Origin of the sequence: Caldimonas mangrovi (assembly GCF_023721835.1) — a bacterium.
In the GTDB taxonomy this organism is placed as follows: Bacteria; Pseudomonadota; Gammaproteobacteria; order Burkholderiales; family Burkholderiaceae_C; genus Caldimonas; species Caldimonas mangrovi.
On record NZ_JAMKFE010000008.1, the window covers coordinates 95378 to 120393 of the forward strand.

Below are 25016 nucleotides of genomic sequence, written 5' to 3' on the forward strand. Positions count from 1 at the left end.
GCGCTCAATACCAACCGAGCCAGCCGGCGACCGTCTCGGGCCCGATCAGGAACACCGCAATGCCGGCACCGGCGAGGAAGGGGCCGAAAGGCACATACCGGCCTTCGCGCAGGGCGCCACCCGCTTTCATGGCGACACCGACCACCGTGCCGAGCACCGATGCGCCGATCAGGATCGGCAGCAGCATCGTCGGCCCCAGCCAGGCGCCGAGCGCGGCGAGCAGCTTGAAGTCGCCGAAGCCCATGCCCTCCTTGCCGGTGGTGAGCTTGAAGAGCCAGTACACCGCCCACAGCGACAGGTAACCGCCGACGGCACCCCACAGTGCCGAGGTCAGCGGAATGTTCCAGCCGAGCGCTGCGGCGATGAGTCCGGCCCACAGCAGCGGCAGCGTCATATCGTCCGGCAACAGCGTCGTGTCCCAGTCGATGAAGGTCAGCGCCACCAGCGTCGCGATGGCCGCGCACCACAGCAAAGCGACCGGCTGAGGGCCCAGTTTCCAGGCCGTCAGCGCAAAGAGTGCGCCGGTCAGCAATTCGACGAACGGGTACCGCGCCGAGATGCGGGTCTTGCAGTTCGAGCACCGGCCTTTCAGCAGCACCCAGCCGAGCACAGGAATGTTCTCGTACCAGCGGATCATGTGCCCGCACTGCGGGCAGCGCGAACGCGGCCGTATCAGGTTGAAGGGCGGGCCATCCTCAGGCAGAGGCTGGTCCAGCATTTCGGCGCAGTCGCGCTTCCATTGCCGCTCGAGCATGACCGGCAAACGATGGATCACGACGTTGAGAAAGCTGCCGATGCAGGCCCCGAGCACGCCCAGGGCGGCTGGCGAGAGCCACCAGCCCCAAAGTTCTGTGGTCATCGTTGCGATCGCTCAGACCACCTGGCCCAGCTTGAAGATCGGCAGGTACATCGAGACGACGATACCGCCGATGATGGTGCCGAGCACCACGATGATGATCGGCTCCATCAGGCTGGACAAGCCCTTGACGGCCTCGTCCACTTCTTCTTCGTAGAACTCGGCCGACTTGTTCAGCATGTGGTCGATCGAGCCTGATTCCTCACCGATGGCGCACATTTGGAGCACCATGTTCGGGAAGATGCCGGTGGTCTGCATCGACATTGTCAGACTCGAGCCGGTGGAGACGTCTTTCTGGATCTTCTCGGTGGCTTCGGCGAAGACGGCATTGCCGGAGGCACCGCCCACGGAGTCGAGGGCTTCGACGAGTGGCACCCCGGCTGCGAACATCGTCGCCAAGGTACGCGTCCAGCGAGCGACCGCCGATTTGTAGACCAGATCGCCGAACACGGGCATTTTGAGCAACAGCCGGTCCATGGTTTTCTGCATCTTCTCGGATCGCTTCCACGATTCGAGGAAGAAGTAGGTGCCCCCGATCAGCACGCCGAAGATCAGCCACCAGTACGCGACGAAGATCTCCGACATGCCCATTACCACCAGCGTCGGGGCTGGCAGGTCGGCGCCGAACGAGGTGAACACTTCCTTGAACGCCGGAATCACGAAAATCATGATCACTGCAACGACGATGAACGCCACGACCAACACCGCGACCGGGTAGATCAGTGCTGACTTGATCTTGGCCTTGATCGCCAGGGTTTTCTCCTGATAGGTGGCCAGGCGCTCGAGCAGCGTCTCGAGAATGCCGGCGGCTTCGCCGGCCTCAACCAGGTTGCAGTAGAGCGCGTCGAAGTACAGCGGGTGCTTGCGGAACGCTGAAGACAGGCTGGTGCCGGTCTCGACATCGGTGCGGATGTCGTTCAGCAAGCGCGTGAGCTTGGGGTTGGTGCTGCCCCGCCCGACGATGTCGAAGGCCTGCAGCAGCGGCACGCCGGCACGCATCATCGTCGCCAACTGCCGCGTGAACACGGCGATGTCCTTCAGCTTGATGGACTTGCCGCCGCTCAGTCTGCGCTTCTTGACCTTGGTGACCAGCACGCCCTGTCGGCGCAGGCTGGCGCTGACCATCGCTTCGCCGCCGGCGCGCATCTCGCCGCGCACGAGCTTGCCGTTGCGGTCCTTGCCTTCCCACTCGAAAACGATGTCTTGTATCTTCTTCGCCGCAGCAGCAGTTGCCATAGTGCCTCCGGGGCTCACCGTCCCCAACCGTCGGTGTCTCTCGTGTCTATTCGTTCGTGACCGAAATCACTTCTTCCAGCGTCGTCACGCCCAGCTTGACCTTGGCCAAGCCGGCCTGGCGCAGGTCACGCACGCCCTCTTTATGAGCCTGGGCGGCGATGTCCATCGCGCTTCCATCCGCCAGGATGATGCGTTGGATGTCGTCGGAAATGGGCATCACTTGGTAAAGACCGACACGACCTTTATACCCATTGTTGCAACTTGTGCAGCCTACCGCCCGATACGGCTTCCACGTGCCATCGACATCGGCTTCCTTGAAACCCGCTCTCAGCATCGCCTCGCGAGGATAGGTGGCCGGCGTCTTGCAGTTCTCGCACAGCCGGCGCGCCAGGCGCTGGGCCGTGATCAGGATCACGCTCGACGCGATGTTGAATGGCGCCACACCCATGTTGCGCAGACGCGTCAACGTGGTCGGCGCATCGTTGGTGTGCAGCGTCGACATCACCATGTGGCCGGTCTGCGCGGCCTTGATCGCGATGTCGGCCGTCTCCAGGTCGCGGATCTCGCCGACCATGATCACGTCCGGGTCCTGGCGCAGAAAGGCCTTCAGCGCGGCGGAAAAGGTCAGGCCCGCCTTGTCGTTGACGTTGACCTGGTTGATGCCCGGCAGGTTGATTTCTGCCGGGTCTTCGACGGTCGAGATGTTCACGCCCGGCTGGTTCAGCAGGTTCAGGCAGGTGTACAGCGACACGGTCTTGCCGCTGCCGGTCGGCCCGGTGACGAGGATCATGCCGTAGGGGCGCTGGATTGCCTTCATCAGGCGATCCTTCTCGTCCTTCTCGTAGCCCAGTGCATCGATGCCCAGCTTCGCGCTGGATGGGTCGAGGATACGGATGACGATCTTTTCGCCGAACAGCGTGGGCAGCGTGCTGACACGAAAGTCGATCGGTCGGTTGCCAAACTTCAGCTTCATGCGGCCGTCCTGCGGCACGCGCTTTTCGGCGATGTCCAGCCGCGAGATGACCTTGATCCGGGACGCCAGCTTGTCCTTGATCGCGATCGGCGGCTGCGTGATCTCGCGCAGTTCACCGTCGACGCGGAAGCGCACGCGATAGCTCAATTCATACGGCTCGAAGTGCAGGTCGGACGCGCGCATGTTGATCGCGTCGATCAGCATCTTCTGCAGGAAACGCACGACAGGGGCGTCCTCGACGTCGGTCGCGACGTCCGCAGACTCCTGCTGTGTGGTCGTGTCTTCCTCGGAGACGTCGAACTCGAATTCGCCGCCGACGATGTTCTCGAGCGCTTCGCTGGCCGATGCGCCGCTGGCTTCCAACAGCTTTGTCAGCTTGTCGTGCTCGACGACCACCCACTCGGGTGTCAGTTGCGTCGCGAACTTGATGCGCTCGAGGGCTTCCTGGTCGGTCGGATCGGCGCCGCCGACGAACAACCGGCTGCCGCGCTTGCCGAGCACCACCACCTGATATTGCGCGGTCAGCTTGGCTTCCAGCAACCCTTTGGGCAAGCGCTGCGCATCGACGGCAGTCAGGTCCATCAGCGGCAGCGAGAAGGCGCTGGACAGCGCATGCGCCAGGTCGATCGAAGACACTGCGCCCGCAGCAATCACGGCGGCAATGAAACTGGTCCGCTTTTCCTTGGCCTGCTTCGCCAAATCCTCGGCAGTCTTGGGGTTCAGCTTGCCGGCATTCACCAGCACCCGCGCAACGCCGGACAGGGTCGGGTTCGGGGCCTCAGCCAGTGTGTCCATGGATCGGGGAATCTCGGGGCAAGGCGAGCAAAACTGCTCAAAATCCGCCTTGTTCAGGCACCAAAAGCCGGCGAATCATCGCTGATTCACTGGGCACTGTAAACCTGCCGAACCAGGGAAGACCGTGCAAAAACCGCAGCTTGGCGGCAAATCGAGCACGGCGAGAAAAAAGATCTGGTCGGGGTGAGAGGATTCGAACCTCCGGCCTCTACGTCCCGAACGTAGCGCTCTACCAGGCTAAGCTACACCCCGTGGTTGTGTCCGGCAGCGGACGGCTCGATCAAAGAACCTGCCGCTGCCCCGCTCTGACCAGTCTCATGACGAGCGGTCGATCGAGCGAACGCATAATTCTAGCAGAGCTTCGCGATAAGGCGAAGAGGGCAATGCATCGAGTGCCTGCCGAGCCCGTTGCGCCTCTGCGCGCGCCGCCTCACGGGTGGCTTCCAGCGCACCGGTCTGCGAGACGATGCGTATGATCTCCGGCAGCCGCTCGACTTCTCCGTGCTCGATCGCTGCACGGATGAGCAGGCGCTGCTCCGGCGTGCCGCGGTTCATTGCCAGCAGCAGAGGCAGCGTCGGTTTGCCTTCGCGCAAGTCGTCGCCGACATTCTTGCCCAATTCTGCGGTCGAGCCTTCGTAGTCCAACACGTCGTCGATCAACTGGAAGGCCGTGCCGAGCGAGCGGCCGTAGTCGGCGCAGGCTTCTTCGACGGACGGCGGTGCGCCGGCCAGCACGGCGCCGAGTTGCGCGCTTGCCTCGAACAGTTTTGCTGTCTTGTAGCGGATGACCTTGAGGTAGGCGGGCACGTCGATGTCCGGATCGTGCATGTTCAGCAGCTGCAGGACCTCGCCTTCGGCGATCACGTTGGTGGCATCGGCGAGCACTTCCAGCACGCGCATGCGGTCGACCGACACCATCATCTGGAAGGCGCGCGAATAGAGGAAGTCGCCGACCAGCACACTGGCGGCGTTGCCGAACAGCGCGTTGGCCGTTTCCCGTCCGCGCCGCAGTTGCGACTCGTCGACCACGTCGTCGTGCAGCAGTGTGGCGGTATGGATGAATTCGACCACTGCCGCCAGTTCGTGCCGCTCGCGCCCCGTGAAGCCGAGTGCGTTGGCCACCAGCAGCACCAGCATGGGCCGGATGCGTTTGCCGCCCGCGTTGACGATGTAGTGCGAGATCTGGTTGATCAGGACCACCTCGGATGCCAGCCGCTCACGGATCAGGGCATCGACCTCTGCCATCTCGTGGGCGACGATCGCCAGTGCGCTGGCGGGATTCTTGGAGCCGAGAGCAGAAGAGGAGGCGGGCGACACGAGAGGCCTTGTAGCGGAATCGCGGAATTATAGGGAGCGGTCCGGCCCCCGCGGACAGGCGTGAGACGCTCCCGACCGCCTGGTGCTGCAGGCTGGTGGTCGCGTGCTACAATCGCCGGCTCGGTCCAAAAGGCCGGGTTTCCTTTTGTCCGATGAAAGTTCAGGCCAGCTAGGCCTGTCGTGTTGAATCCAGGCCTGTGGGCCTGTAAGGGGCTGATATGTACGCGGTCATAAAAACCGGTGGCAAACAGTACAAGGTTGCTGCTGGCGAAAAGATCAAGATAGAACAGATTGCTGCGGAAGTTGGCCAAGAGATCGTGATCGACCAGGTTCTCGCCGTGGGTAACGGTGCCGAACTGCAGGTGGGCACGCCCTTGGTTGCCGGTGCTAGCGTCAAGGCCACGGTGGTGGCGCATGGCAAGCACGACAAGGTGCGCATCTTCAAGATGCGCCGTCGCAAGCATTACCAGAAGCACCAGGGTCATCGCCAGACCTACACCGAGCTTCAGATCAGCGCCGTGAGCGCCTGATCGTCGCCGGGCACAGTTCAAGGAGTTAATCAACCATGGCACAGAAAAAAGGCGGCGGTTCCACCCGGAACGGCCGCGACTCTCAACCGAAGATGCTGGGCGTGAAGGTGTTCGGCGGCCAGGTCGTCCCGGCCGGTTCGATCATCGTGCGCCAGCGCGGCACCCGCTTCCATGCCGGCACCAATGTCGGCACCGGCCGCGACCACACCCTGTTTGCGCTGGTCGACGGCCAGGTGTCCTTCGACGTGAAGGGCTCGCAGAACCGCAAGGTCGTGATCGTCACGCCGGTCTGACGACGCGCAGGCGCATGGCCGCCCTCGGAAGCCCCGGCCCCGCCGGGGCTTCGTCGTTTGCGGACGGAGCCTGGCGCTCGCAGCCTGAAGTACCATCTTCGGACTACCTGCGACGAGAGATCCACTGATGAACAAGAGCGGCTTGCTGCTGATCGCCATCGGCCTGGCGCTGCTGGCCCACAACCTGGGCTGGCTCAGCTGGCAGTGGCTGTCGGTGTGGTGGCCGCTGATCCTGATCGTCGCCGGCGTGTGGTCGATCATCGCGAACCGAAGTTCGAATTCCGGCAAGCACACGGCCCCCGGGCCGGACAGGCAATCATGAAATTTGTAGACGAGGCTTACATCGACGTCGCCGCCGGCAACGGCGGCAGCGGCTGCGTGAGCTTTCGGCGTGAGAAGTTCATTCCCTTCGGCGGCCCGAACGGTGGTGACGGTGGCCGCGGCGGGCATGTGTTCGCTGAGGCCGACATCAACCTGAACACGCTGATCGACTACCGCTACGCGAGGCGTCACGAGGCGCGCAATGGCGAGCATGGCCGCGGGTCGGACCAGTTCGGTGCCGCGGCGGACGACATCGTGCTGCGTGTGCCGGTCGGCACCATCATCACCGACGTCGACACCGGGGAAGTGATTGCCGAGTTGTTGATGCCGGGTGAACGCATCCTGCTCGCGAAGGGCGGTGACGGCGGTTTCGGCAACCTGCACTACAAGTCGAGTACCAACCGTGCGCCGCGTCAGAAGACGCCGGGCTGGCCCGGCGAGCAGCGCAAGCTGAAGCTGGAATTGCGCGTGCTTGCGGATGTCGGCCTGCTCGGGATGCCCAACGCCGGCAAGTCGACGCTGATCGCCGCGATCTCGAACGCACGACCGAAGATCGCCGACTATCCGTTCACGACGCTGCATCCCAATCTCGGCGTCGTGCGGGTGGCGCAGGAGCAGAGCTTTGTCGTGGCCGACGTGCCGGGGCTGATCGAAGGCGCTGCCGAGGGGGCCGGGCTGGGCCATCAGTTCCTGCGTCACCTGCAGCGCACGCGGTTGCTGCTGCACCTGGTCGACGTCGCGCCCTTCGACGAGGGCGTCGATCCTGTCGAGCAGGCCAGGGCCATCGTTGCCGAGCTCAAGAAGTACGACCCCGCGCTCTACGAGAAGCCGCGCTGGCTGGTGCTGAACAAGCTCGACATGGTGCCGACCGAAGAGCGCGAGAAGCGGGTAAAGGATTTCGTCAAGCGCTTCAGGTGGAAGGGGCCGGTGTTCCAGATCTCGGCACTCACGCGCGAGGGCTGCGAGCCGCTGATCCAGGCGATCTATCGACACATCGAAGCGACGCGGGAGCCGGTGCCGCAGGAGACGGACGTGCGTTTCGAGGCGCCGCCGCCCGACACCGCTGCGGCCGACGACGATCCACGCTTTCGCTGACTCCCTTTCTCGCTTTCGAATCGGGTCCCTTCATGAGTGACGTGCTCAAGAACGCACGACGGATCGTCGTGAAAGTCGGCTCCAGCCTCGTGACCAACGAAGGTCGCGGCGTGGATGCGCAGGCCATCGGTCAGTGGAGCGCCCAGCTTGCGGCACTGGCAGCGCAGGGCCGCGAAGTCGTGATGGTCTCCAGCGGAGCGATTGCCGAGGGCATGAAGCGCCTGGGGTGGGCCGTGCGGCCGAAGGAGTTGCACGAACTGCAGGCTGCTGCCGCTGTCGGCCAGATGGGGCTGGCGCAGATCTATGAGAGCAAGCTGCGCGAGCAGGGCCTGGGCAGCGCCCAGGTGCTGCTGACTCACGCCGACCTGGCCGATCGCGAGCGCTATCTGAATGCACGCTCGACGCTGCTGACGCTGCTGCGGATGAAGGTCGTGCCGGTCATCAACGAGAACGACACCGTGGTCACCGACGAGATCAAGTTCGGTGACAACGACACGCTAGGCGCGCTGGTCGCCAATCTGGTGGAGGCGGATGCGCTGGTGATTCTGACCGACCAGAAGGGCTTGTATTCGGCCGACCCGCGCAAGGACCCGGCCGCCGTCTTCATACACGAGGCGGAAGCGGGGCAGCCCGAGCTTGAACGCATGGCAGGCGGCGCCGGCTCGAGCATCGGCAAGGGCGGCATGATCACCAAGATACTCGCGGCCAAACGAGCGGCAGGCAGCGGTGCGTCGACCGTGATCGCCTGGGGGCGTGAGCCGGACGTGCTGGTGCGACTGGTCGCCGGCGAGGCGATCGGCACGCTGCTGTATGCGTCGACGCCCAAGCTGGCGGCGCGCAAGCAGTGGATGGCCGATCACCTGCAGTTGCGTGGCGCGGTGGTCATCGATGACGGTGCGGTTGTAAAACTGCGCGACGAAGGCAAGAGCCTGCTGCCGATTGGCATGGTGCAGGTGATCGGGGAATTCGCGCGTGGTGACGTGATCGCGGTGCGATCTTCGGTGGGGCTCGAGGTGGCGCGGGGCCTGGCCAACTATTCCAGCAGCGAGGCGAGGCTCATTGCCCGCAAGCCGTCCAGCGAGTTCGAGCGCCTGCTGGGTTTCACCGGCGAACCAGAAATGATCCATCGGGACAATCTCGTCGGAATGTAGACCCGTCCGCCCGGTTTCGCCGGCCTGGCAGGCCATGCCAGAGGGGACGTCCGGCCCTGCGCCAGGCATGGACTGTCTGCCGGGGCCGCCCAGGTCCGGCTCGGTTATCCAAGCGGGCGACGCCGGCGGACCGGCACGACCGGATCCGTGGCGTCATTCGAACGAACACGACCGCGTCACGCCTCGCATGGCGTTGCCCGTTACTCGGTCGGGGCGTCGCTTTCGGGGGCTGGGACGGCGGCGTTGTGGGCCGGCTCTTCCCGCGGGTCGTCGCGATGATGGGGGCGGGCGCCGCCGCGCAGGTAGCGGTTGTGATGGCTCACCCGGGGCAGGAAGCGCGCCAGTTCGGTGAGAGCCATCTGGTAGACGTCGCGCTTGAACTCGATCACGACGTCCAGCGGCACCCAATACTCGTTCCAGCGCCAGGCGTCGAACTCGGGATGGTCGGTGGCGCGCAGATTCATGTCGGAGTCGCGGCCGGTCAGTTGCAGCAGGAACCAGATCTGTTTCTGGCCCTTGTAGTGCCCACGTGCGTCGCGGCGGATGTAGTGTTCGGGCACCTCGTAGCGCAGCCAGTCTCGGGTCCGGGCGATGATGCGCACGTGTTCGGGCCTCAGGCCCACTTCTTCGTGCAGCTCACGGAACATCGCCTGCTCGGGACTTTCTCCGTGTTTGATGCCCCCCTGGGGGAACTGCCAAGAGTGCGTGCGGATGCGCTTGCCCCAGAAAACCTGATTCTTCTGGTTGAGCAGGATGATGCCGACGTTGGGCCGGAAGCCTTCCCTGTCGAGCATAATCGAACCTCGATTTCGTCAATTGAAACCATTATTGCACTGGTCGGTGCGGTTTCAACCCCTCCTAAAGCCCAGATCCTCCCTGGCCCCAAGCCGGGCGTGGCCGTTGTCCATGAAAGCCTCCCAGTTCTTCATCTCCACCCTCAAGGAAGCGCCTGCAGACGCAGAGATCGTGAGCCACAAGCTGATGATGCGTGCGGGTTTCATCAAGCGCCTCGGTGCCGGCATCTACAGCTACATGCCGATGGGCCTGAGAGTGATCCGCAAGGTCGAGAACATCATCCGTGAGGAGATGAACCGCGCCGGTGCGATCGAGTTGCTGATGCCGGTGGTGCAGCCAGCCGAGCTGTGGCAGGAAACCGGCCGCTGGGACAAGATGGGGCCCGAGCTGCTGCGCGTGAAGGACCGGCACGAGCGTGACTTCGCGATCCAGCCCACGTCCGAAGAAGTCGTCACCGACATCGCCAGGCAGGAACTGCGCAGCTACCGCCAGTTGCCGAAGAACTTCTATCACATCCAGACCAAGTTTCGCGACGAGCGGCGGCCGCGCTTCGGCGTCATGCGCGGGCGCGAGTTCACGATGAAGGACGCGTATTCCTTCGACCGCGATTTCGAATCGGCCCACAAGAGCTACGACGCAATGTATGCCGCTTATGTGCGCATCTTCGAGCGCATGGGGCTGCGCTTTCGCGCTGTGGCGGCTGACACCGGTGCCATCGGCGGCCAGGCCTCGCACGAGTTCCAGGTGATCGCGGACACCGGAGAGGACGCCATCATCTACTGCGAGCAGTCCGACTACGCGGCCAACATCGAGCTGGCCGAAGCGGTGCCGCTGATCGCGCAGCGGGCGGCGCCTTCGCTGCCGCTGGCCAAGACGCCGACGCCGGGCAAGAGCACGTGCCGTGACGTGGCCGACCTGCTGCAACTGCCTTTGGCGCGGACGGTTAAGTCGCTCGTGCTTGCGAGCGACGAGAAAAACGAAGCGGGCGATGTCGTCAAGACCATCGTGTGGCTGCTGCTGGTGCGCGGCGACCACGATCTGAACGAGGTCAAGACCGGCAAGCTCGAAGGGCTGAAGGCGGGCTTTCGCTTTGCGACCGGCGCCGAGATCGAGGACCACTTCGGCTGCAAGCCGGGCTATCTGGGGCCGATCGGCTTGAAGAAGCCGGTGAAGATCGTCGCCGACCGCACCGTGGCGAACATGAGCGACTTCGTCTGCGGCGCCAACGACGCGGACTTCCACTACACAGGTGTCAACTGGGGCCGCGATCTGCCGCTGCCGGATGTCGTGGCTGACATCCGCAATGTGGTCGCCGGCGATCCCTCGCCGGACGGCAAGGGCGTGCTGGCAATTCAGCGCGGCATCGAGGTCGGCCATGTCTTCCTGCTGGGCACACGCTACTCGAAAGACATGAATGCGACCTACCTCGACGAGGCCGGCAAGCCGCAACTGATGGTCATGGGCTGCTACGGCATCGGCGTCACCCGCATCCTGGGCGCGGCGATCGAGCAGAACCATGACGAGCGCGGCATCGTCTGGCCGGCGGCGATCGCGCCGTTCACGGTGGTCGTGTGCCCGATCGGCTACGACCGCTCGGCCGACGTGAAGGCTGCGGCCGACCGGCTGCACGAGCAACTTGCCGAGGCAGGCATCGACACGGTGCTCGACGATCGCGGCGAGCGCCCGGGCGCGATGTTCGCCGACTGGGAGCTCATCGGTGTGCCGCATCGTGTCGTGATCTCCGATCGCGGCCTGAAGGACGGCAAGGTCGAATACCAGGGCCGGCGCGACGCCGAGGCGACCCCGGTGGCCGAGGCCGAGGTGTTCGGCTTCCTGCGGGAGAAGCTGTCGGCATGAGATGCAGCGGTCTCTCGCGCCGCCGGTTCGCCGCTGGTGCTGCGGGGCTGTTGACGTTCGGCCTGGCGCCCACCGCCCGCGCGGGCGGGCAGGTCGAGGAGCCGCTCGCGAACGCAGTGCGCACCGCGCTGTCGGCGGCGATCGCCAATACCGCGCCGCCTAGGCCGAGCTTCACCGACATCGAAGACCGGCTGAAATACCTGCGCTGGCTCGGCGCAATGAGCGAGCGGTTGAAGAAACGCAAGCCCGACGCACAGACGCGGCTCGAGTTCCTGGAAACGGTGTGGTACGAAAGCCGCCGCGCCGGCCTGGAAACCTCGTTGGTGCTCGGGCTGATCCAGGTCGAGAGCGGTTTTCGCAAGTACGCGATCAGCCGCGTCGGTGCGCGCGGCTACATGCAGGTGATGCCGTTCTGGAGCCGGCTGATCGGTGACTCGGATATCGGCAAGCTGTTCCACATGCAGACCAACCTGCGCTTCGGCTGCGTGATCCTGCGTCACTACCTCGACATCGAGAAGGGCGACTTGTTCCTCGCACTCGGGCGCTACAACGGCAGCCGGGGCCGAGCCGAGTATCCGAACGCGGTGTTCGGGGCGCGCAAGCGTTGGGAATTCGAGGGATAGCTACAGGCCGTTCCAGGGGCGTGGGTGCGCCTGTGCAACGCCCACCAAGGCCAGCGCGCGTTCGACCGTCTCGTCGACCAGTTGGGCGATGGTGTCCGGGCGGTGATAGAAGGCCGGCAGGGGGGGGAACACGATGCCCCCCATCTCGGTGACTGCCGTCATGTTGCGCAGGTGCGCCAGGTTGAACGGCGTCTCGCGCACCATCAGCAGCAGGCGGCGACGCTCCTTCAGTGCGACGTCGGCAGCGCGCGTCAGCAGGTTGTCGCCGAGGCCATGGGCGACGGCCGCCAGTGTCTTCATCGAGCACGGGGCGACCAGCATGCCGTCGCATGCGAAGCTGCCGCTGGCGATCGCCGCGCCCACGTCGGACGGGTTGTAGGCGACGTCGGCCAGGGCTTCCAGCTCGCGACGATCGAGCCCCAGCTCATGGTGCACGTTGAGCACGCCGGCCGGCGTGGCGACCAGGTGGGTCTGCACGCCGGCGTCGCGCAGGCGCTGCAGCAGCCGCACGCCATAGACCGCCCCGGTGGCGCCCGTGATACCGACGACGAGGCGCTGCATGCGAAGCGGGCTCAGCCGTTGCTGGCGCCGAGCACCTGCTGCAGCTCACCCGATTCGTACATCTCCATCATGATGTCCGACCCGCCGACGAACTCGCCGTTGACATACAGCTGCGGGATGGTCGGCCAGTTGGCGTATTCCTTGATGCCCTGGCGGACGGCTTCGTCCTCGAGCACATTGACGGTCTTCAGATCGGTGGCGCCGCAGGCCTTGAGGATTTGCACGGCGCGGCCCGAGAAGCCGCACATCGGGAATTGCGCGGTGCCCTTCATGAAAAGCACCACCCGATTGTTCTTGACGAGGTCGTCGATGCGTAGTTGAACGTCGCTCATGGTGTGGATCTGTCGCAGGGAGAGAGGTAGTTCGACTTTATAGAGCAAAAGCCGCCCCGCTGCCCTTGACGGATCGCATGTCCCCGCCGAGCCGGGGCGCGCGGGCTGGGCGCCGGCCGGCCCGCAGCGCTCAGAATGCGTAGCTGAGGCCGAACTGGATCACCGGCGACAGCCGCCAGTCGCCCAGTGAGCGCGGCAGGTCCAGCTCGCCGTCCCGGCGGGCCGGGTCGTGGTTGAGCCAACTGCCGCCGGAGGCTGCGCCCAGTTTGACGCTCGACCTCGGCTTCAGCATCACCATGCCGACGTCGGCGAAGAAGTTCCAGTTGCTGCCCTTGAAGGTCGGCTCGCTGTAACCCATGCCGATGTAGGGCAGCGCCTGGGAGCGCGCATCGAGTTGCAGTGTCGGGCGGTTGTGCATGCCGGACGAGGCCCAGCCGGCGGGCTCGCGGCCGAGGCCCACCTCCAGGGTTTCGTCGCGCGGTCGTTCGCCGCGCAGCACACCACCGGTGGCGCGGAACCGTCGCTGCTTGCCGAAGTAGTAGTCGCCCAACAGGGACCAGTCGCCGAGGCCCGACCGCATGTTGCCGCCGAGGTCGCTTTCGAAGACCCTCAACCCGCCAAGCCGCAGGCGCACCCTGTCGAGGCCGAATTCGGTGTCGTGGCCCAGCGGCAGCGCGTAGCTGACAAGCAATTCGGGCCCGTCGACGCGGAACTGCAACACGCCGTCCGCGGCGGCCGGCGCGGCGGCGAGCGCCAGCAGGGCGGAGACAAGAACACCGGAGGCAATGCGGGGCGTCTTCATGGTCTCGCTCCTTCGCGAAGGGTGCCGCCGACCTGCCGGCAGTGTCCGTCTTCGCTCGACGACGAACTCATGCTAGACCTGCTGTGCGGCCCCGCCAACCACAAAATCAGGGGGTGTTACCGCGGTTCGTGACCGAAGGCGCAGGCGGTGTGGATGAAACTTTCTGAAACCGTGGTGGACCGATCGGGTCGTCCGCCTACGTCAGGTCGCCGCCGGTACAGCGCGGCCGGCCGGCCAGGTCAAGCCGCGTCGAGACGGCGTCGAAGCCGGCGGCACGCAGCAGGCCGCGCACGTCGGCGTCTTGTTGATGCCCGTGTTCCAGCAACAGCCAGCCGCCGGGCCGCAGGTAAGCCGCCGCACCGGCAACGATCTGCCTCAGTGCGTCCAAACCATCGGGGCCGGATCCCAGTGCGAGCTGCGGCTCGTGCTGCAGCGCAGCAAGATGGGGATCGTTCTGGGCGATGTAGGGCGGGTTGCTGACGATCAGATCGAAGCATGGCGGCGCTCCGGCATCGAGCGGCTCGAACCATGAACCCTGCAGCCAACGCACCGGCAGGCCGAGACGTTCGCCGTTGCTGCGCGCGACCGCCAGCGCCGCCGGACTGAGATCGACAGCGCTCACGTCGGCATGCGGCAGCGCGTGCTTCAGGCTCAACGCGATGGCACCGCTGCCGGTGCCGAGGTCGACGACTCGCGGGGCCGGCAGCACCTGCAGCAGTTCGATGGCCCATTCGACCAGTGTTTCGGTGTCGGGGCGCGGGACGAGCACCGCCGGCGTGACGGCGAGGCACAGACCGAAAAACTCCTTCTCGCCGACGAGATATGCCAACGGTTCGCCGGCCGAGCGCCGCTGCACGAGCTCGGCGTAGCGCGTGAGCCGCTCGGTGGACAGCAGGTCCGTGTCATGCGCCAGCAGCCAGGCGCGTGCGCGTTCGGGTGGCAGCCCCAGCACGTGGGCCAGCAGCGCCTGGGCATCGAGCCTTTCAAGGCCCAGCCGGGTGGCGGCCTGCCAAGCCTGCGCGACGTTGCTCGGGTCTTCCGGTAGCCCGAGGCTCATCGGGGCACCCTGGCGCTGCACAAGGACCCGACAAGCGGGGCGTTCATGCGCGCCCCTGTTCCAGCTCGTCGAGCTGTTCGGCCAGCTGTTCGGCTTCGCGCGCGGTGCGCAGCGCGCCAACCACATCGTCGAGATCGCCGTCCATCACCGATTGCAGCTTGTACAGCGTCAGGTTGATGCGGTGATCGGTGAGCCGGCCCTGTGGGAAGTTGTAGGTGCGGATGCGGTCGCTGCGGTCACCGCTGCCGATCAGGCTCTTGCGGGTGGCCGCTTCCTTGGCCTGGCGTTCGCTGCGCTCCTTCTCGCGCAGGCGTGCGGCGAGCACTGCCATCGCCTTGGCCTTGTTGCGGTGTTGCGAGCGGTCGTCCTGGCACTCGGCGACGATGCCGGTCGGCAGGTGGGTGATGCGGATCGCGGATTCGGTCTTGTTGACATGCTGCCCGCCGGCGCCGCTGGCGCGGAAGGTGTCGATGCGCAGCTCGGTGGGATTGATGGCCACTTCTTCGGCCTCGTCGGGCTCCGGCATCACGGCGACGGTGCAGGCACTGGTGTGGATGCGGCCCTGTGTCTCGGTGGCCGGCACGCGCTGCACGCGATGGCCGCCGGACTCGAACTTCAGCCGGGCATAGACGTCGTCGCCCTCGAGTCGCACCACCGCTTCCTTGTAGCCGCCCAGGTCGGATTCGTTGGCCGACATCATCTCGGTCTTCCAGCCCTGCCGTTCGGCGTAGCGCAGGTACATGCGCAACAGATCGCCGGCGAACAGCGCCGACTCGTCGCCGCCGGTGCCGGCTCGGATCTCGAGGAAGGCGTTGCGGGTGTCGTCCGGGTCCCTCGGCAGCAGGGCGCGCTGCAATTCGCCTTCCAGGCGCTGCAGGTCGGCTTCGGCCGCCGCGATCTCTTCACGCGCCATCTCGGCCATGTCCGGGTCGCCCAGCATCTCGCGCGCACCGGCCATGTCGTTCTCGCGCTGCAGATAGCGCTCATAGCGCTGCGCCACGGCCGCCACCTCGGCATGCTCGCGCGTGAGCCCGCGAAAGCGGGAGATGTCGCTCAGCACGTCGGGCGCCGACAGCACGGCGTCGAGATCCTGCAGGCGCTGCAGGTAGCGGTCGAGTTGGAGGCGCAGGGAGGGTTTCATCGGCTCGTGGGTGGAGGTGGCATCCACGCACGGGCGTCGGCCCGTGCGGCGGCGGAGGCTGGCAGCCCCGCTAACCGCGGCCGGAGGTGGGGCGCGCGACACCGCGCAGGAAGAGGCGCGAAACGGTGTCTGCCAGCTGCCGGCGGTGCTCGGCGTCGGCGCTGTGCAGTTCTGCCATCGCACCGTGCAGCATCTTCTGTGTCAGGCCGCGCGACAGCGCTTCCAGCACGGCCTCTATGTCTTCACCGCGGGCAAGTGCTTTGCGCGCCCGCGCGATCTCGACGTCACGCCATTCGTCGGCCTGCGCGTTGAGTGCCTGGATCAGCGGCACGGTGGCGCGCTGGTCGAGCCAGTGCACGAAGCTTTGCACGCCGGTCTCGATGATGGCCTCGGCCTGTGCGACCGCGGCCTGGCGTTTTTCGCCGGCTGTCTGCACCACGGTGGAGAGGTCGTCGACAGTGTAGAGGTAGATGTCGTCGAGCTGAGCGACTTCGGGCTCGATGTCGCGCGGCACGGCCAGGTCGACCATGAACATCGGGCGGTGCTTGCGCGCCTTCAGTGCGCGTTCGACGGCACCGAGGCCGATGATCGGCACCGAGCTCGCGGTGCACGAAACGACGACGTCGAACTCCGGCAACCGCGCCGGCAGATCGGCCAGGCGCATTGCTTCGGCGCTGAAGTGGGTGGCGAGCTTTTCGCCGCGCTCCAGCGTGCGATTGGCCACGGCCATTGCCTTGGGCGCCTTGGCCGCGAAGTGCGTGGCGGCGAGTTCGATCATCTCGCCGGCGCCGACGAACAGCACCTTGACGTCGCGCAGGTCCTCGAACAGCTGCGCGGCCAGGCGCACGGCGGCGGCCGCCATGCTGATCGAATGGGCGCCGATCTCGGTCGAGGTGCGCACTTCCTTCGCGACCGCAAAGGAGCGCTGGAACAACTGGTGCAGTGTGGTCCCCAGCGCACCGGCTGCGTCGGCTTCGCGCACGGCCTGCTTCATTTGCCCGAGGATCTGCGGCTCGCCCAGCACCATCGAATCGAGTCCGCTGGCGACGCGGAACGCATGGCGTGCGGCTTGGCCGTTTTCGAGCACATAGGCGTGATGCGACAGCTCGCTGCTCGAAACGCCGCCGACACCGGCCAGCCAGGCCATCGCCGGGCGCACCAGTTCGGCCGGCGCGGCGCAGTACAGCTCGGTGCGGTTGCAAGTGGAGATCAAGGCGGCCTCGGGCCGCAGGCTGAAGCGCTCGCGCAGGTTCTGCAGCGTGGGGCCCAGTTGCTCGGGCGTGAACGCAAAACGCCCCCGAAGGTCGACGGGGGCGGTTGTGTGGTTCAGACCCAGGGCGAACACGCTCATGCAGCGATTATAAAATTTCAAGCAGTTTCAAGCACTTGGTGTTCAACAATGGGCTTGATCCAAGTCAACTACGCCTCGCGCGCCGCCGATGGGCCTCCTAGACGCTTTCTGGCACCTGCTGAATTTCTTCGCCCCTGCCGTCGGCGTCGGCCTGCTGAGCGCCGCACTGGCCAAGCTGACCTGGCGTCGTGCACTCCAGGGGGTCGGCTGGCGCCGCCTGGTCGGCTGGGGCTGTGTCGGTGCAGCGCTGGCACTGGTCGGGGGCCTGATCTTCTTCGGCCGCGACGGCCGCGTGCTGACCTATCTGTTCATGGTGGCGGCGACCGCGACTGCGCTCTGGTGGGCCGGTTTCGGGCTGAGATCGCGTGCCTGAAACACCGCGCCGCCCAGCGCTCTGGGTGCGAGGGCTGACCGGCTGGCTGCTCGCATTCGTGCTGCTGCCGGCGTGCGCCCAGCCTGCGCCGGTGCTGTCGCCTTCGCAGCAGGAGGCGCTGCCGCTGATCGGGCGTGCCGAGGTGTGGGTCGACCCTGGCGGCGAAATGACGCTGGCGCAGGCCCAGGCGACACAAGGCTGGCGCACGCTGGCCCGGCAACAGCAGTTTGCAGCGGCACCCGCTGCGGTGTGGCTGCGCTGGCGGCATGCCGGCGAAGCCGCCGTGGTCGAGTTGCCGCGCACCGTGGTGGGGCATGCCGTGCTGTACCAGCGCGATGATTCGTCGTTGCCGTGGCGGCAACTGGAGGCCGGCGACCACGTCCATCCCGAGCGCTGGCCATTGCGTGCGCCGGAGGTGGCCTTGCCGGTCCGGCCGGGCAGCGGCGGGCAGCCGGCCGAAACCTACCTGCGGCTGAGCCACGCCGACCCATTCGTCCTCATGCCGCTGCTCTGGCAGCGCGAGGCGTACCAGTCGAACCGGGCGCTCGACCATTTGTGGGTCGGCCTGTTCCTCGGTGTGGTGACGATGGCGCTGGCCTTCATGGCCGGCGAGGTGCTGCTGCGCGGTGATGCGGTCAGTGCGTGGTATGCCATGCACGTGCTGACGATGGCAGTGTTCCAACTGGTCCAGATGGGCTATGCGCGTGTCTACCTGAGCGGCGGCAATGCCGCATTGACACAGGCGTCGCGCCTGATCGCGGGGACCCTGCTGGCTGCCGTCAGCCTGTTGTTCGTGCGGCGGGCACTGCCGAAGGCCCTCAGCGGCTCGCGCGCCAGCAACTGGGCGCTCGCGGTCGCGGCTTTCGGCGTGTTGCTGACCGGCTTGTACGTGGCTTGGCCTCAGCTGGCGCAGCAGGACCACGTGCTGCGCGTCCAGCACGCGTTCTACCTGCTGGTGGTGCTGAGCGTCGGCTGGCTGCTGTGGGCCGTGCGCGGTGTGCGCCTGCCCTACATGCATTGGTATGTGGCAGGTTTTGCGGCCGCCGCGGCCGGCGTGGGGGTGCAGATCGCCTACGTCCGGGGATGGTTGGCCGCCGGACACTGGGCAAGCCATGCCATGTTGCTCGGTGCAGGCCTCGAGATCGCGTTGATCACCTACGCGTTGAATTTCAGCGCACGCGACGTGCTCGGCGACCCGGGCCTCCGACGCGACGGTGCGCGGCGCGACCGACTGACCGGCCTGCTGCATTCGAGCGAGCTGCCGTCGTTGCTGATGGCCATGGCCGTTCGCGCGTTGCGGTTGGGAGGCAAAAGCTCGCTGGTGATGCTGCGCATCGCCAACCTCGACGACTTGAAGCGCGAGCATGGCGCGACCGCAGTGGAATCGGCGTTGAAGGCCGGGGCCCGCGTGATACGCGAGGCCTGCAACCCGGGAGACGTGCCATTGCGGCTCGACGACGACGGTTTCGCCGTCGTGCTCGAACGGGTGCACAGTCGCGAGGAGGCGCACGCGATGGCGCAGCGCATCCTCGGACTGGGCCTGCAGCACCACCCCGAACTGCCGCAGCTGGAACAGCTGCACTGGCATGCGGCGATCGCCCACGTGCCCAGGCACCTCAAGGGCGACCCGGTGGCGCTGGTCGACCGGCTCAACCAGCTGCTGGGGCAGATCCGCCGGGGCAGTGCGCTGCTGGTGCGGGAACTGACCTGACGCTCAGGCTGCCACCCGCTCGTTGACGACCACCTCGCCGCGCAGCGAGTGCGGCAGCGCCTGCGTGATCGTCACATCGATCATCTGGCCGAGCAGGCGTGCCGCGTTCGGCCCGCCGGGGAAGTTGACGATGCGGTTGCACTCCGTGCGGCCCATCAGCTCGCCGGGGTCCTTCTTGGACGGTCCCTCGACGAGGATGCGCTGTACCGTGCCGACGCGGCTCGCGCTGATGCGCCGCACGTTGGTCTCTATCGTGGCCTGCAGGTGTTGCAGCCGCTTGAGCTTGACATCCTTCGGCGTCGTGTCTTCCAGGGCGGCCGCCGGCGTGCCGGGGCGCGGGCTGAAGACGAAGCTGAACGAGCTGTCGTAGCCGACGTCGTCGATCAGCTTCATCATCTTGGCGAAGTCGTCTTCGGTCTCGCCGGGGAAACCGACGATGAAGTCGCTCGACAGGCTGATGCCGGGACGCACGGCGCGCAGCTTGCGGATCGTGCTCTTGTACTCGAGCGCCGTGTAGCCGCGCTTCATCGCCATCAGGATGCGGTCGCTGCCGTGCTGCACTGGCAGGTGCAGGTGGCTCACCAGTTGTGGCACCTTCGCGTAGACGTCGATCAGCCGCTGCGTGAACTCGTTCGGGTGGCTGGTGGTGTAGCGGATGCGCTCGATGCCCGGCATCTCGGCGATGTACTCGATCAGCAGCGCGAAGTCGGCGATCTCGGCGGTGTCGCCCATCTTGCCGCGATAGGCGTTGACGTTCTGGCCCAGCAGCGTCACTTCCTTGACGCCCTGGTCGGCCAGGCCCGCCACCTCGACCAGCACGTCCTCGAACGGGCGCGAGACTTCCTCGCCGCGGGTGTAGGGCACCACGCAGTAGCTGCAGTACTTCGAGCAGCCTTCCATGATCGAGACGAAGGCGCTTGCGCCCTCGACCTTGGCTGGCGGCAGGTGGTCGAATTTTTCGATCTCGGGGAAGCTGATGTCGACCTGCGGGCGGCCGAGCTGCTCGCGCCGGTTCAGCATCTCGGGCAGCCGGTGCAGCGTCTGCGGACCGAACACCACGTCGACATACGGCGCGCGCTCGATGATCGCGGCGCCTTCCTGGCTGGCCACGCAGCCGCCGACACCGATCTTCACGCCCTTGTGCTTCAGGTGCTTGAAGCGCCCCAGGTCGCTGAACACCTTCTCCTGCGCCTTTTCGCGCACCGAGCAGGTGTTGAAGAGGATCAGGTCCGCCTGTTCCGGATCCTGCGTCGGTTCATAGCCCTGGGCGGCGCCCAGCACGTCGGCCATCTTGTCCGAGTCGTACTCGTTCATCTGGCAGCCGAACGTCTTGATGTAGACCTTCTTGCTCATGGCCCGGTCCTCAGCGCTTCACCCAGACCTGGGCGGCCGGGTCGAAGGCCCAGCGTGCGGCTTCTTCCGGCGTCTTCGGCCAGACCTTGCGGGCCTCTTCCTCGCGCAATACCCAGACGTCCTTCACCAGGCCGAGGTCGTCGACCGTGTAGTTGACGACCAGCTTGGTGCCGACGATAGCGCCCGACATCACCAGCATGTTGTTCTGCCCGCGGATGCGCGAGCCGGGCGCCAGGCGCGCGGCGCGACCGTTGAGCGCGATCTCCGGCGGCTGCATCACGACGAGCTCGCCGCGCAGCGCGTTCTGCGGGAAGTTGCGTTGGACCTGTTGCGCCTGTGCAATGCAGGGCACGGAAAGAGCGGCGGCCAGAGCGGCACCGAGCAGGGCACAGCGGGACATGGTGTAGATCCAGTGGCTGTTGATAAAAGGCAGTGAAGCAGTGTACGTTGAGCCCCAGCCTGCCTGAATGCAAAAGGGAGCTGATCGTTCGATCAGCCCCCTTTTTTTGTCTGGTGGCGCTTCAGGGACTCGAACCCCGGACCTGCGGATTATGATTCCGTCGCTCTAACCAACTGAGCTAAAGCGCCAAGAGCCCGCCATTTTAGGGTGGTTTGACCGGCCTTGGCAAGTGCATCGCCGGGGGGCGTGCATCAGGCGCCGAGGGTGCAGCCGACGTGGTCGGCAATCACGGCCAGCAGTTGATCCAGGTGCGCTTGCACCGACATGAAGCCGGCGTTCGGTTCGCGGGTGGCTTCGTCCATGTAGAGCGGGCGCCGGATCTCGATCTGCAGGCTGTGGCGGCCTTGCGCCGGCCGGCCGATGCGTGCGATAAGTTCGACGCCCTTGTAGGGCTCGTTGACGGCCACGCTGTAGCCGAACCCGCGCAGCGTGCCGGCCACGAGGGCGACGAATGCGGGGTCGCAGGTGGTGCCGTCCCGATCACCGAGGACGAAGTCGGCCAGCGGGGCGGGCGGGAGGCGGCCCAGGCGCTCGTAGGCGTTGTTTGGCATCGAGTGCAGGTTGAGGTGCCACACGCGGCCGAAGGTCTCGACGCTGGCATCGATCGCCAACTGCAGTTGCTCGTGATACGGCTTCCAGCAGTGCTCGATGCGTCGTTGCACTTCCTCCACACCGAGCCGCCGGTCGTAGATCGGTTGACGGTCGAGCGTGCGCCAGACCAGCCCGAGCCCGAGGTGCGACTTCTCGCCGGGGTTCAGCGGCGTCGGCCAGGGGGTGTCGAGCAGCTCCGGGTCGAGATCGGACAGCGACCGGTTGGGGTCGATGTAGGTGCGCGGGAACCGGGCAGCGATCAGGGTGGCGCCGTGCGCAGGCGCGCCGGCCCACAGCTCGGCCACATGCGTGTCCTCGCCCTGGCGCAGCAGGAGGCGGGGCAAGGCGTGCCGGAAGTCGGCCGGGTATTCCGTGCCGCTGTGCGGCGAGTCGCAGACGATCGGCAGGGGCTTGCCGCGCGGTGGCGTCACCGCCACCGCAGCGTGAAGGGATGGCGTCATTCGATGCGGATGTTGGCTTGGGCCGCGATGCGCTTGTAACGTGCAATCGCTGCACGGATCTGCTGGCCGAACTCTGCCGGCGAGTTGGCCATGTGCACGCCCGAGATCGAGGCGGCCTGCTGTCTGAACGCGGAGGTGGCCATGGCCTTGTGGGCCGCGTCATGCAGCCTGGCGACGATGGCCGGCGGCGTGCCGGCCGGCGCGACGAGCCCGAACCAGCCGCCTTCGGACATCTCGGGAAAGCCGAGCTCGCGGTAAGTCGGCACGTCGGGCAGCACCGGGCTGCGTTCGGGCGACAGCACTGCCAGCGCGCGCATCTTGCCGTTCTTGATATGGGGCAGGGAAGACGGCAGGTTGTCGGTCATCGCGTCGACGGTGCCGGCCAGTGCATCGTTCATGGCCTGTCCGGCGCCCTTGTACGGCACGTGCAGCAGCTGGATGCCCGCCAGCTCCATGAAGTTCTCGATGTTGGCGTGGCCCAGCGAGCCGTTGCCAGGCGAGGCAAACGTGTACTTGCCGGGGGCGGCCTTGGCCAGCGCGATGAACTCGGGCATGGTCCGGGCTGGCACGCCGGGGTGCACCACGAACACGCTGGGCACTGACATCACGTTGGTGATCGGCTGAAAGTCCTTGATCGGGTCGTAGGGCAGTCGGGCGTAGATGGCCGGATTGGAGCCGTGGGTGCTGACGGTCGCCATGCCGATGGTGTAGCCGTCGGGCTTGGCTTTCGCGATGGCGTCGGCACCGAGCGCGCCGCCGCTGCCGCCCTTGTTCTCGACCACGACGGCCTGGCCCAGGAAGGGCCCCATCTGGTCGGCCAGCAGGCGGGCCACCATGTCGGTCGAGCCACCGGGAGCGAAGGGCACGACCAGCTTGACCGGGCGCTCGGGGTAGGTCTGAGCCCAGGCCAGTGATGGCGCAAACAGCGCCGTGGCGAGGAGGATCGACAGGGAGCGGCGAGACGTCATGGGATGACTCCACGGGAGAAGGTGGACCGATTCTCGGGAGGAGCGTCGCTGGTGATAAGCGACAAACGTTCACCGAAATATGACTTTCTGTCATATTTCGATCGTGCGTATCCGCTCGCCCTCCCTGCCCGAACTCCATGCCTTCGCCGCGCTGGCCAAGACGGGCAGCTTTTCGTTGGCCGCCGAGAGCTTGTGCGTTACGCAGGGTGCGGTCAGCCGGGCCATCGCGCGGCTGGAAGCACATCTGGGCCAGACGCTGGTCACCCGGCGCGGCCGCCGCAGCGAGCTGACGCCGGTTGGCCAGACTTACCTGCAAAGCGTGGCCGGCGCACTGGAGCAACTGGAGTCGTCGGCCCAGGCCCTGCAGACGAATGGCAGGCGGCGTGCGCTGCGGCTCTCGGTCACGCCGTCGTTGTTCAGCAAGTGGCTGATCCCTCGACTGCCCGATTTCCACGCGCTGCATCCGGAGGTGGCGTTGTCCTTCGTTCCGTATCGGCGCGACGACCCGCTGGACGCGGCCGAAGCCGATGCCTGGATACGCAGTGGGGACGGTCGCTGGCCGCGGGGCATCCGGTCCGACTACCTGGTCGGCCGCGAGCTGGTGCCGATCTGCAGCCCGGGCGATGTGCGTCCTGCGTCACCCCCGCTGGACGCACAGGGCTTGCTGTCGCGGCCGCTGCTGTTTCATGTCCACTATCCCGACAACTGGCGCCGCTGGTTCGAGGCGCAGGGGTGTGGGGATGCCCAGCCGCAGCCGGCTGCACATTTCGACCAGGTGTCGATGCTGGTGCAGGCGGTGATCGCAGGGCTGGGGTGTGCCGTGGTGCAGCGCTGCCTGATCGAGGAGGAACTGGCCAGCGGGCGTGTTGCCATTGCCTGCGGACGGTCGGTCGAGATCGAGCGTGGCTACCACCTGTGCTACCCGGCAGCGCAGCGCGATGCGCCGGCCCTGGCGGCGTGGCGCGAGTGGCTGCTGGAACAGGCGGGGCGGCACTGACGGTGCGCCGGCTGAGACACGCCGAACGCCCCGCCGATCCCTCAGGCCTGCGCCTTCACGAGCTGTGCGATGCGGCGGAATTTCAGCTTGCCGCGCCCGCCGTCGAACAGGAGCGCGTTGATGTCCTCAGCTTGCAGCTGCTCTACGCTGCGAAATCCCAGCGATTCGAGGTCGCGCTGCAAGGCGTGTGGCTCGAGGCAGGAGAGCCATGGCTCGCCCAGCCTCGCACAACGCCAGGCGATGAGCTTGAGTGAGAGCCGGTCGAGCGGCCCCAGCACCGAGGGGGCGAGCACGTGATCCAACACCACCGAGTTGCCGGGCGTCGATGCAATGAAACCCAGTGTCGACAGGAGCGACTCGCGTCGCAGGTACATCGTGACGCCCAGCCATGAAAAGAACGCCGGTTCGTCGCTGCGGTAGCCGCCCTCGCGCAGGCGCTCGGCCAGGGTTTGCGTCTCGAAGTCGACCGGGACGAAGCGCAGCGTCGCCGGCAGCGGGATCTGCGCGTCGCGGAGCAGGCGGCGCTTCCATGCCTGTGTCGACGGATGATCGACTTCGAACACCTGCAGCGCCGAGGCAGGGTAGGGGTTGCGATAGGCGAAAGTGTCGAGACCGGCTCCCAGCACGACGTATTGGCGTATGCCGCGCCCGATGGCGTCACGCAATGCGTCTTCGGCGATGCGGCTGCGCGCCACCATGCCCGCGCGCAGCCCGCGCGCCAGCGGGCCGTCACCGCGACACGCCTCGCGCCGCAGTGCGTCGCGTTGCCGCGGGCCCAGTATGCGCAGCGCCACCGGGTCGTCGAACACCCTCGGCGTGTCCAGCAGTTGATGCATCGCGCGGTGCTTTGCGACCCGGTGAGCCGTCTGGCTCGGATGCCCCTGTTCCATCGCTTGTCCCTCCTTCTTGCTGACCGGCATTCGCCGCCTTTCGGCTGTGCCGTCGAGCAGTGTGGGATGCGTCGTGCGCGGGTGCCATACGCAAGACCACGATGCGTAGAAACCGCGACGACGTGA

26 protein-coding genes and 2 tRNA genes are annotated in these 25016 nt (G+C 66.2%); 10 read left to right on the forward strand and 18 right to left on the reverse strand.

Features of this window, described 5'->3' with window-relative positions:
* Nucleotides 1-4: 4 nt before the first annotated feature.
* The 5 genes from M8A51_RS14540 to ispB all read right to left on the reverse strand — a co-directional run bounded on the left by M8A51_RS14540 (nucleotide 5) and on the right by ispB (nucleotide 5105).
* On the reverse strand, nucleotides 5-859 hold the full coding sequence (locus tag M8A51_RS14540) for a prepilin peptidase (protein ID WP_251779189.1): 855 nt from the start codon (nucleotides 857-859) through the stop codon (nucleotides 5-7).
* 12 nt (nucleotides 860-871) lie between these two features.
* The gene (locus tag M8A51_RS14545) at nucleotides 872-2092 is read right to left on the reverse strand and encodes a type II secretion system F family protein (RefSeq protein WP_251779190.1); all 1221 of its coding nucleotides are present in this window, start codon (nucleotides 2090-2092) and stop codon (nucleotides 872-874) included.
* Nucleotides 2093-2138: 46 nt separating this feature from the next.
* Complete coding sequence (pilB, locus tag M8A51_RS14550; protein WP_251779191.1) at nucleotides 2139-3860, reverse strand: type IV-A pilus assembly ATPase PilB; 1722 nt, start codon at nucleotides 3858-3860, stop codon at nucleotides 2139-2141.
* Nucleotides 3861-4035: 175 nt separating this feature from the next.
* A tRNA-Pro gene (locus M8A51_RS14555) sits at nucleotides 4036-4112 on the reverse strand.
* Nucleotides 4113-4175: 63 nt separating this feature from the next.
* Nucleotides 4176-5105, reverse strand: coding sequence for an octaprenyl diphosphate synthase (gene ispB, locus M8A51_RS14560; RefSeq protein WP_251779339.1), 930 nt, complete (start codon nucleotides 5103-5105; stop codon nucleotides 4176-4178).
* A 290-nt stretch (nucleotides 5106-5395) separates the two neighbouring features.
* Here ispB and rplU point away from each other — a divergent pair, with 290 nt between their 5' ends.
* The 5 genes from rplU (at nucleotide 5396) to proB (ending at nucleotide 8567) form a co-directional block, all read left to right on the forward strand.
* Nucleotides 5396-5707 carry a 50S ribosomal protein L21 gene (gene rplU / locus M8A51_RS14565; RefSeq protein ID WP_251779192.1) on the forward strand — a complete coding sequence of 104 codons (312 nt, stop codon included), beginning with the start codon at nucleotides 5396-5398 and terminating at the stop codon, nucleotides 5705-5707.
* A 35-nt stretch (nucleotides 5708-5742) separates the two neighbouring features.
* Complete coding sequence (rpmA, locus tag M8A51_RS14570) at nucleotides 5743-6000, forward strand: 50S ribosomal protein L27 (RefSeq protein WP_251779193.1); 258 nt, start codon at nucleotides 5743-5745, stop codon at nucleotides 5998-6000.
* A gap of 127 nt (nucleotides 6001-6127) precedes the next feature.
* A complete protein-coding gene (locus M8A51_RS14575; protein WP_251779194.1) occupies nucleotides 6128-6322 on the forward strand; it encodes a LiaI-LiaF-like domain-containing protein in 195 nt (64 codons plus the stop codon).
* On the forward strand, nucleotides 6319-7416 hold the full coding sequence (cgtA, locus tag M8A51_RS14580) for an Obg family GTPase CgtA (RefSeq protein ID WP_251779195.1): 1098 nt from the start codon (nucleotides 6319-6321) through the stop codon (nucleotides 7414-7416). The genes M8A51_RS14575 and cgtA overlap by 4 nt, the downstream gene beginning before the upstream one ends.
* 32 nt (nucleotides 7417-7448) lie before the next feature.
* Nucleotides 7449-8567 (forward strand): glutamate 5-kinase, encoded by a 1119-nt coding sequence (gene proB / locus M8A51_RS14585; protein ID WP_251779196.1) that lies wholly within the window; start codon nucleotides 7449-7451, stop codon nucleotides 8565-8567.
* Between the two features lie 200 nt (nucleotides 8568-8767).
* Here proB and M8A51_RS14590 read toward each other — a convergent pair whose 3' ends face one another.
* Entirely contained in the window at nucleotides 8768-9361 is a 594-nt protein-coding gene (locus tag M8A51_RS14590) for an RNA pyrophosphohydrolase (protein WP_251779197.1), read from the reverse strand.
* 112 nt (nucleotides 9362-9473) lie between these two features.
* Here M8A51_RS14590 and M8A51_RS14595 point away from each other — a divergent pair, with 112 nt between their 5' ends.
* Together M8A51_RS14595 and M8A51_RS14600 are read left to right on the forward strand one after the other, a co-directional pair.
* Nucleotides 9474-11219, forward strand: a complete 1746-nt coding sequence (locus M8A51_RS14595; protein WP_251779198.1) for a proline--tRNA ligase — start codon at nucleotides 9474-9476, stop codon at nucleotides 11217-11219.
* Nucleotides 11216-11842: a lytic transglycosylase domain-containing protein gene (locus M8A51_RS14600; RefSeq protein ID WP_251779199.1), complete on the forward strand. Its 627-nt coding sequence runs from the start codon at nucleotides 11216-11218 to the stop codon at nucleotides 11840-11842. The genes M8A51_RS14595 and M8A51_RS14600 overlap by 4 nt, the downstream gene beginning before the upstream one ends.
* Here the strand turns inward: M8A51_RS14600 and M8A51_RS14605 are convergent, their stop codons facing one another.
* The 6 genes from M8A51_RS14605 to hemA all read right to left on the reverse strand — a co-directional run bounded on the left by M8A51_RS14605 (nucleotide 11843) and on the right by hemA (nucleotide 17086).
* The gene (locus M8A51_RS14605; protein WP_251779200.1) at nucleotides 11843-12403 is read right to left on the reverse strand and encodes a UbiX family flavin prenyltransferase; all 561 of its coding nucleotides are present in this window, start codon (nucleotides 12401-12403) and stop codon (nucleotides 11843-11845) included.
* Between the two features lie 11 nt (nucleotides 12404-12414).
* On the reverse strand, nucleotides 12415-12735 hold the full coding sequence (gene grxD / locus M8A51_RS14610) for a Grx4 family monothiol glutaredoxin (protein ID WP_251779201.1): 321 nt from the start codon (nucleotides 12733-12735) through the stop codon (nucleotides 12415-12417).
* A gap of 130 nt (nucleotides 12736-12865) precedes the next feature.
* Nucleotides 12866-13537, reverse strand: coding sequence for a hypothetical protein (locus M8A51_RS14615; protein ID WP_251779202.1), 672 nt, complete (start codon nucleotides 13535-13537; stop codon nucleotides 12866-12868).
* Between the two features lie 196 nt (nucleotides 13538-13733).
* Complete coding sequence (prmC, locus tag M8A51_RS14620) at nucleotides 13734-14594, reverse strand: peptide chain release factor N(5)-glutamine methyltransferase (protein ID WP_251779203.1); 861 nt, start codon at nucleotides 14592-14594, stop codon at nucleotides 13734-13736.
* 43 nt (nucleotides 14595-14637) lie between these two features.
* Nucleotides 14638-15735: a peptide chain release factor 1 gene (gene prfA, locus M8A51_RS14625; protein WP_251779204.1), complete on the reverse strand. Its 1098-nt coding sequence runs from the start codon at nucleotides 15733-15735 to the stop codon at nucleotides 14638-14640.
* Between the two features lie 70 nt (nucleotides 15736-15805).
* Nucleotides 15806-17086 carry a glutamyl-tRNA reductase gene (hemA, locus tag M8A51_RS14630; protein ID WP_251779205.1) on the reverse strand — a complete coding sequence of 427 codons (1281 nt, stop codon included), beginning with the start codon at nucleotides 17084-17086 and terminating at the stop codon, nucleotides 15806-15808.
* Between the two features lie 88 nt (nucleotides 17087-17174).
* Between hemA and M8A51_RS14635 the strand changes: the two genes are divergently transcribed.
* Nucleotides 17175-17459 carry a hypothetical protein gene (locus M8A51_RS14635; protein WP_251779206.1) on the forward strand — a complete coding sequence of 95 codons (285 nt, stop codon included), beginning with the start codon at nucleotides 17175-17177 and terminating at the stop codon, nucleotides 17457-17459.
* Complete coding sequence (locus tag M8A51_RS14640; RefSeq protein WP_251779207.1) at nucleotides 17452-19170, forward strand: sensor domain-containing diguanylate cyclase; 1719 nt, start codon at nucleotides 17452-17454, stop codon at nucleotides 19168-19170. The genes M8A51_RS14635 and M8A51_RS14640 overlap by 8 nt, the downstream gene beginning before the upstream one ends.
* A 3-nt stretch (nucleotides 19171-19173) precedes the next feature.
* Here the strand turns inward: M8A51_RS14640 and miaB are convergent, their stop codons facing one another.
* The 5 genes from miaB to M8A51_RS14665 form a co-directional block, all read right to left on the reverse strand.
* On the reverse strand, nucleotides 19174-20523 hold the full coding sequence (miaB, locus tag M8A51_RS14645) for a tRNA (N6-isopentenyl adenosine(37)-C2)-methylthiotransferase MiaB (RefSeq protein ID WP_251779208.1): 1350 nt from the start codon (nucleotides 20521-20523) through the stop codon (nucleotides 19174-19176).
* A 10-nt stretch (nucleotides 20524-20533) separates the two neighbouring features.
* The gene (locus tag M8A51_RS14650) at nucleotides 20534-20923 is read right to left on the reverse strand and encodes a hypothetical protein (RefSeq protein WP_251779209.1); all 390 of its coding nucleotides are present in this window, start codon (nucleotides 20921-20923) and stop codon (nucleotides 20534-20536) included.
* Between the two features lie 111 nt (nucleotides 20924-21034).
* Nucleotides 21035-21111: transfer RNA gene (locus M8A51_RS14655), tRNA-Met, on the reverse strand.
* 63 nt (nucleotides 21112-21174) lie between these two features.
* Complete coding sequence (locus M8A51_RS14660; protein WP_251779210.1) at nucleotides 21175-22035, reverse strand: N-formylglutamate amidohydrolase; 861 nt, start codon at nucleotides 22033-22035, stop codon at nucleotides 21175-21177.
* Nucleotides 22032-23003 carry a tripartite tricarboxylate transporter substrate binding protein BugE gene (locus M8A51_RS14665; protein ID WP_251779211.1) on the reverse strand — a complete coding sequence of 324 codons (972 nt, stop codon included), beginning with the start codon at nucleotides 23001-23003 and terminating at the stop codon, nucleotides 22032-22034. Before M8A51_RS14665 ends, M8A51_RS14660 begins: the two co-directional genes overlap by 4 nt.
* Nucleotides 23004-23106: 103 nt before the next feature.
* Here M8A51_RS14665 and M8A51_RS14670 point away from each other — a divergent pair, with 103 nt between their 5' ends.
* Complete coding sequence (locus tag M8A51_RS14670; RefSeq protein WP_251779340.1) at nucleotides 23107-24000, forward strand: LysR substrate-binding domain-containing protein; 894 nt, start codon at nucleotides 23107-23109, stop codon at nucleotides 23998-24000.
* A gap of 41 nt (nucleotides 24001-24041) precedes the next feature.
* Here M8A51_RS14670 and M8A51_RS14675 read toward each other — a convergent pair whose 3' ends face one another.
* A complete protein-coding gene (locus M8A51_RS14675; RefSeq protein WP_368408555.1) occupies nucleotides 24042-24920 on the reverse strand; it encodes a class I SAM-dependent methyltransferase in 879 nt (292 codons plus the stop codon).
* Nucleotides 24921-25016 lie beyond the last annotated feature (96 nt).

Coding starts and splice junctions, on each gene's coding strand:
- grxD (WP_251779201.1), bottom strand. CDS start 12,735: ATGAGCGACGTTCAACTACGCATCGACGACCTCGTCAAGAACAATCGG.
- prfA (WP_251779204.1), bottom strand. CDS start 15,735: ATGAAACCCTCCCTGCGCCTCCAACTCGACCGCTACCTGCAGCGCCTG.
- M8A51_RS14665 (WP_251779211.1), bottom strand. CDS start 23,003: ATGACGTCTCGCCGCTCCCTGTCGATCCTCCTCGCCACGGCGCTGTTT.
- M8A51_RS14635 (WP_251779206.1), top strand. CDS start 17,175: ATGGGCCTCCTAGACGCTTTCTGGCACCTGCTGAATTTCTTCGCCCCT.
- proB (WP_251779196.1), top strand. CDS start 7,449: ATGAGTGACGTGCTCAAGAACGCACGACGGATCGTCGTGAAAGTCGGC.
- rpmA (WP_251779193.1), top strand. CDS start 5,743: ATGGCACAGAAAAAAGGCGGCGGTTCCACCCGGAACGGCCGCGACTCT.
- rplU (WP_251779192.1), top strand. CDS start 5,396: ATGTACGCGGTCATAAAAACCGGTGGCAAACAGTACAAGGTTGCTGCT.
- M8A51_RS14595 (WP_251779198.1), top strand. CDS start 9,474: ATGAAAGCCTCCCAGTTCTTCATCTCCACCCTCAAGGAAGCGCCTGCA.
- M8A51_RS14540 (WP_251779189.1), bottom strand. CDS start 859: ATGACCACAGAACTTTGGGGCTGGTGGCTCTCGCCAGCCGCCCTGGGC.
- M8A51_RS14650 (WP_251779209.1), bottom strand. CDS start 20,923: ATGTCCCGCTGTGCCCTGCTCGGTGCCGCTCTGGCCGCCGCTCTTTCC.
- M8A51_RS14660 (WP_251779210.1), bottom strand. CDS start 22,035: ATGACGCCATCCCTTCACGCTGCGGTGGCGGTGACGCCACCGCGCGGC.
- pilB (WP_251779191.1), bottom strand. CDS start 3,860: ATGGACACACTGGCTGAGGCCCCGAACCCGACCCTGTCCGGCGTTGCG.
- M8A51_RS14575 (WP_251779194.1), top strand. CDS start 6,128: ATGAACAAGAGCGGCTTGCTGCTGATCGCCATCGGCCTGGCGCTGCTG.
- M8A51_RS14615 (WP_251779202.1), bottom strand. CDS start 13,537: ATGAAGACGCCCCGCATTGCCTCCGGTGTTCTTGTCTCCGCCCTGCTG.
- M8A51_RS14590 (WP_251779197.1), bottom strand. CDS start 9,361: ATGCTCGACAGGGAAGGCTTCCGGCCCAACGTCGGCATCATCCTGCTC.
- M8A51_RS14675 (WP_368408555.1), bottom strand. CDS start 24,920: ATGCCGGTCAGCAAGAAGGAGGGACAAGCGATGGAACAGGGGCATCCG.
- M8A51_RS14600 (WP_251779199.1), top strand. CDS start 11,216: ATGAGATGCAGCGGTCTCTCGCGCCGCCGGTTCGCCGCTGGTGCTGCG.
- M8A51_RS14545 (WP_251779190.1), bottom strand. CDS start 2,092: ATGGCAACTGCTGCTGCGGCGAAGAAGATACAAGACATCGTTTTCGAG.
- ispB (WP_251779339.1), bottom strand. CDS start 5,105: ATGGCAGAGGTCGATGCCCTGATCCGTGAGCGGCTGGCATCCGAGGTG.
- hemA (WP_251779205.1), bottom strand. CDS start 17,086: ATGAGCGTGTTCGCCCTGGGTCTGAACCACACAACCGCCCCCGTCGAC.
- miaB (WP_251779208.1), bottom strand. CDS start 20,523: ATGAGCAAGAAGGTCTACATCAAGACGTTCGGCTGCCAGATGAACGAG.
- cgtA (WP_251779195.1), top strand. CDS start 6,319: ATGAAATTTGTAGACGAGGCTTACATCGACGTCGCCGCCGGCAACGGC.
- M8A51_RS14605 (WP_251779200.1), bottom strand. CDS start 12,403: ATGCAGCGCCTCGTCGTCGGTATCACGGGCGCCACCGGGGCGGTCTAT.
- prmC (WP_251779203.1), bottom strand. CDS start 14,594: ATGAGCCTCGGGCTACCGGAAGACCCGAGCAACGTCGCGCAGGCTTGG.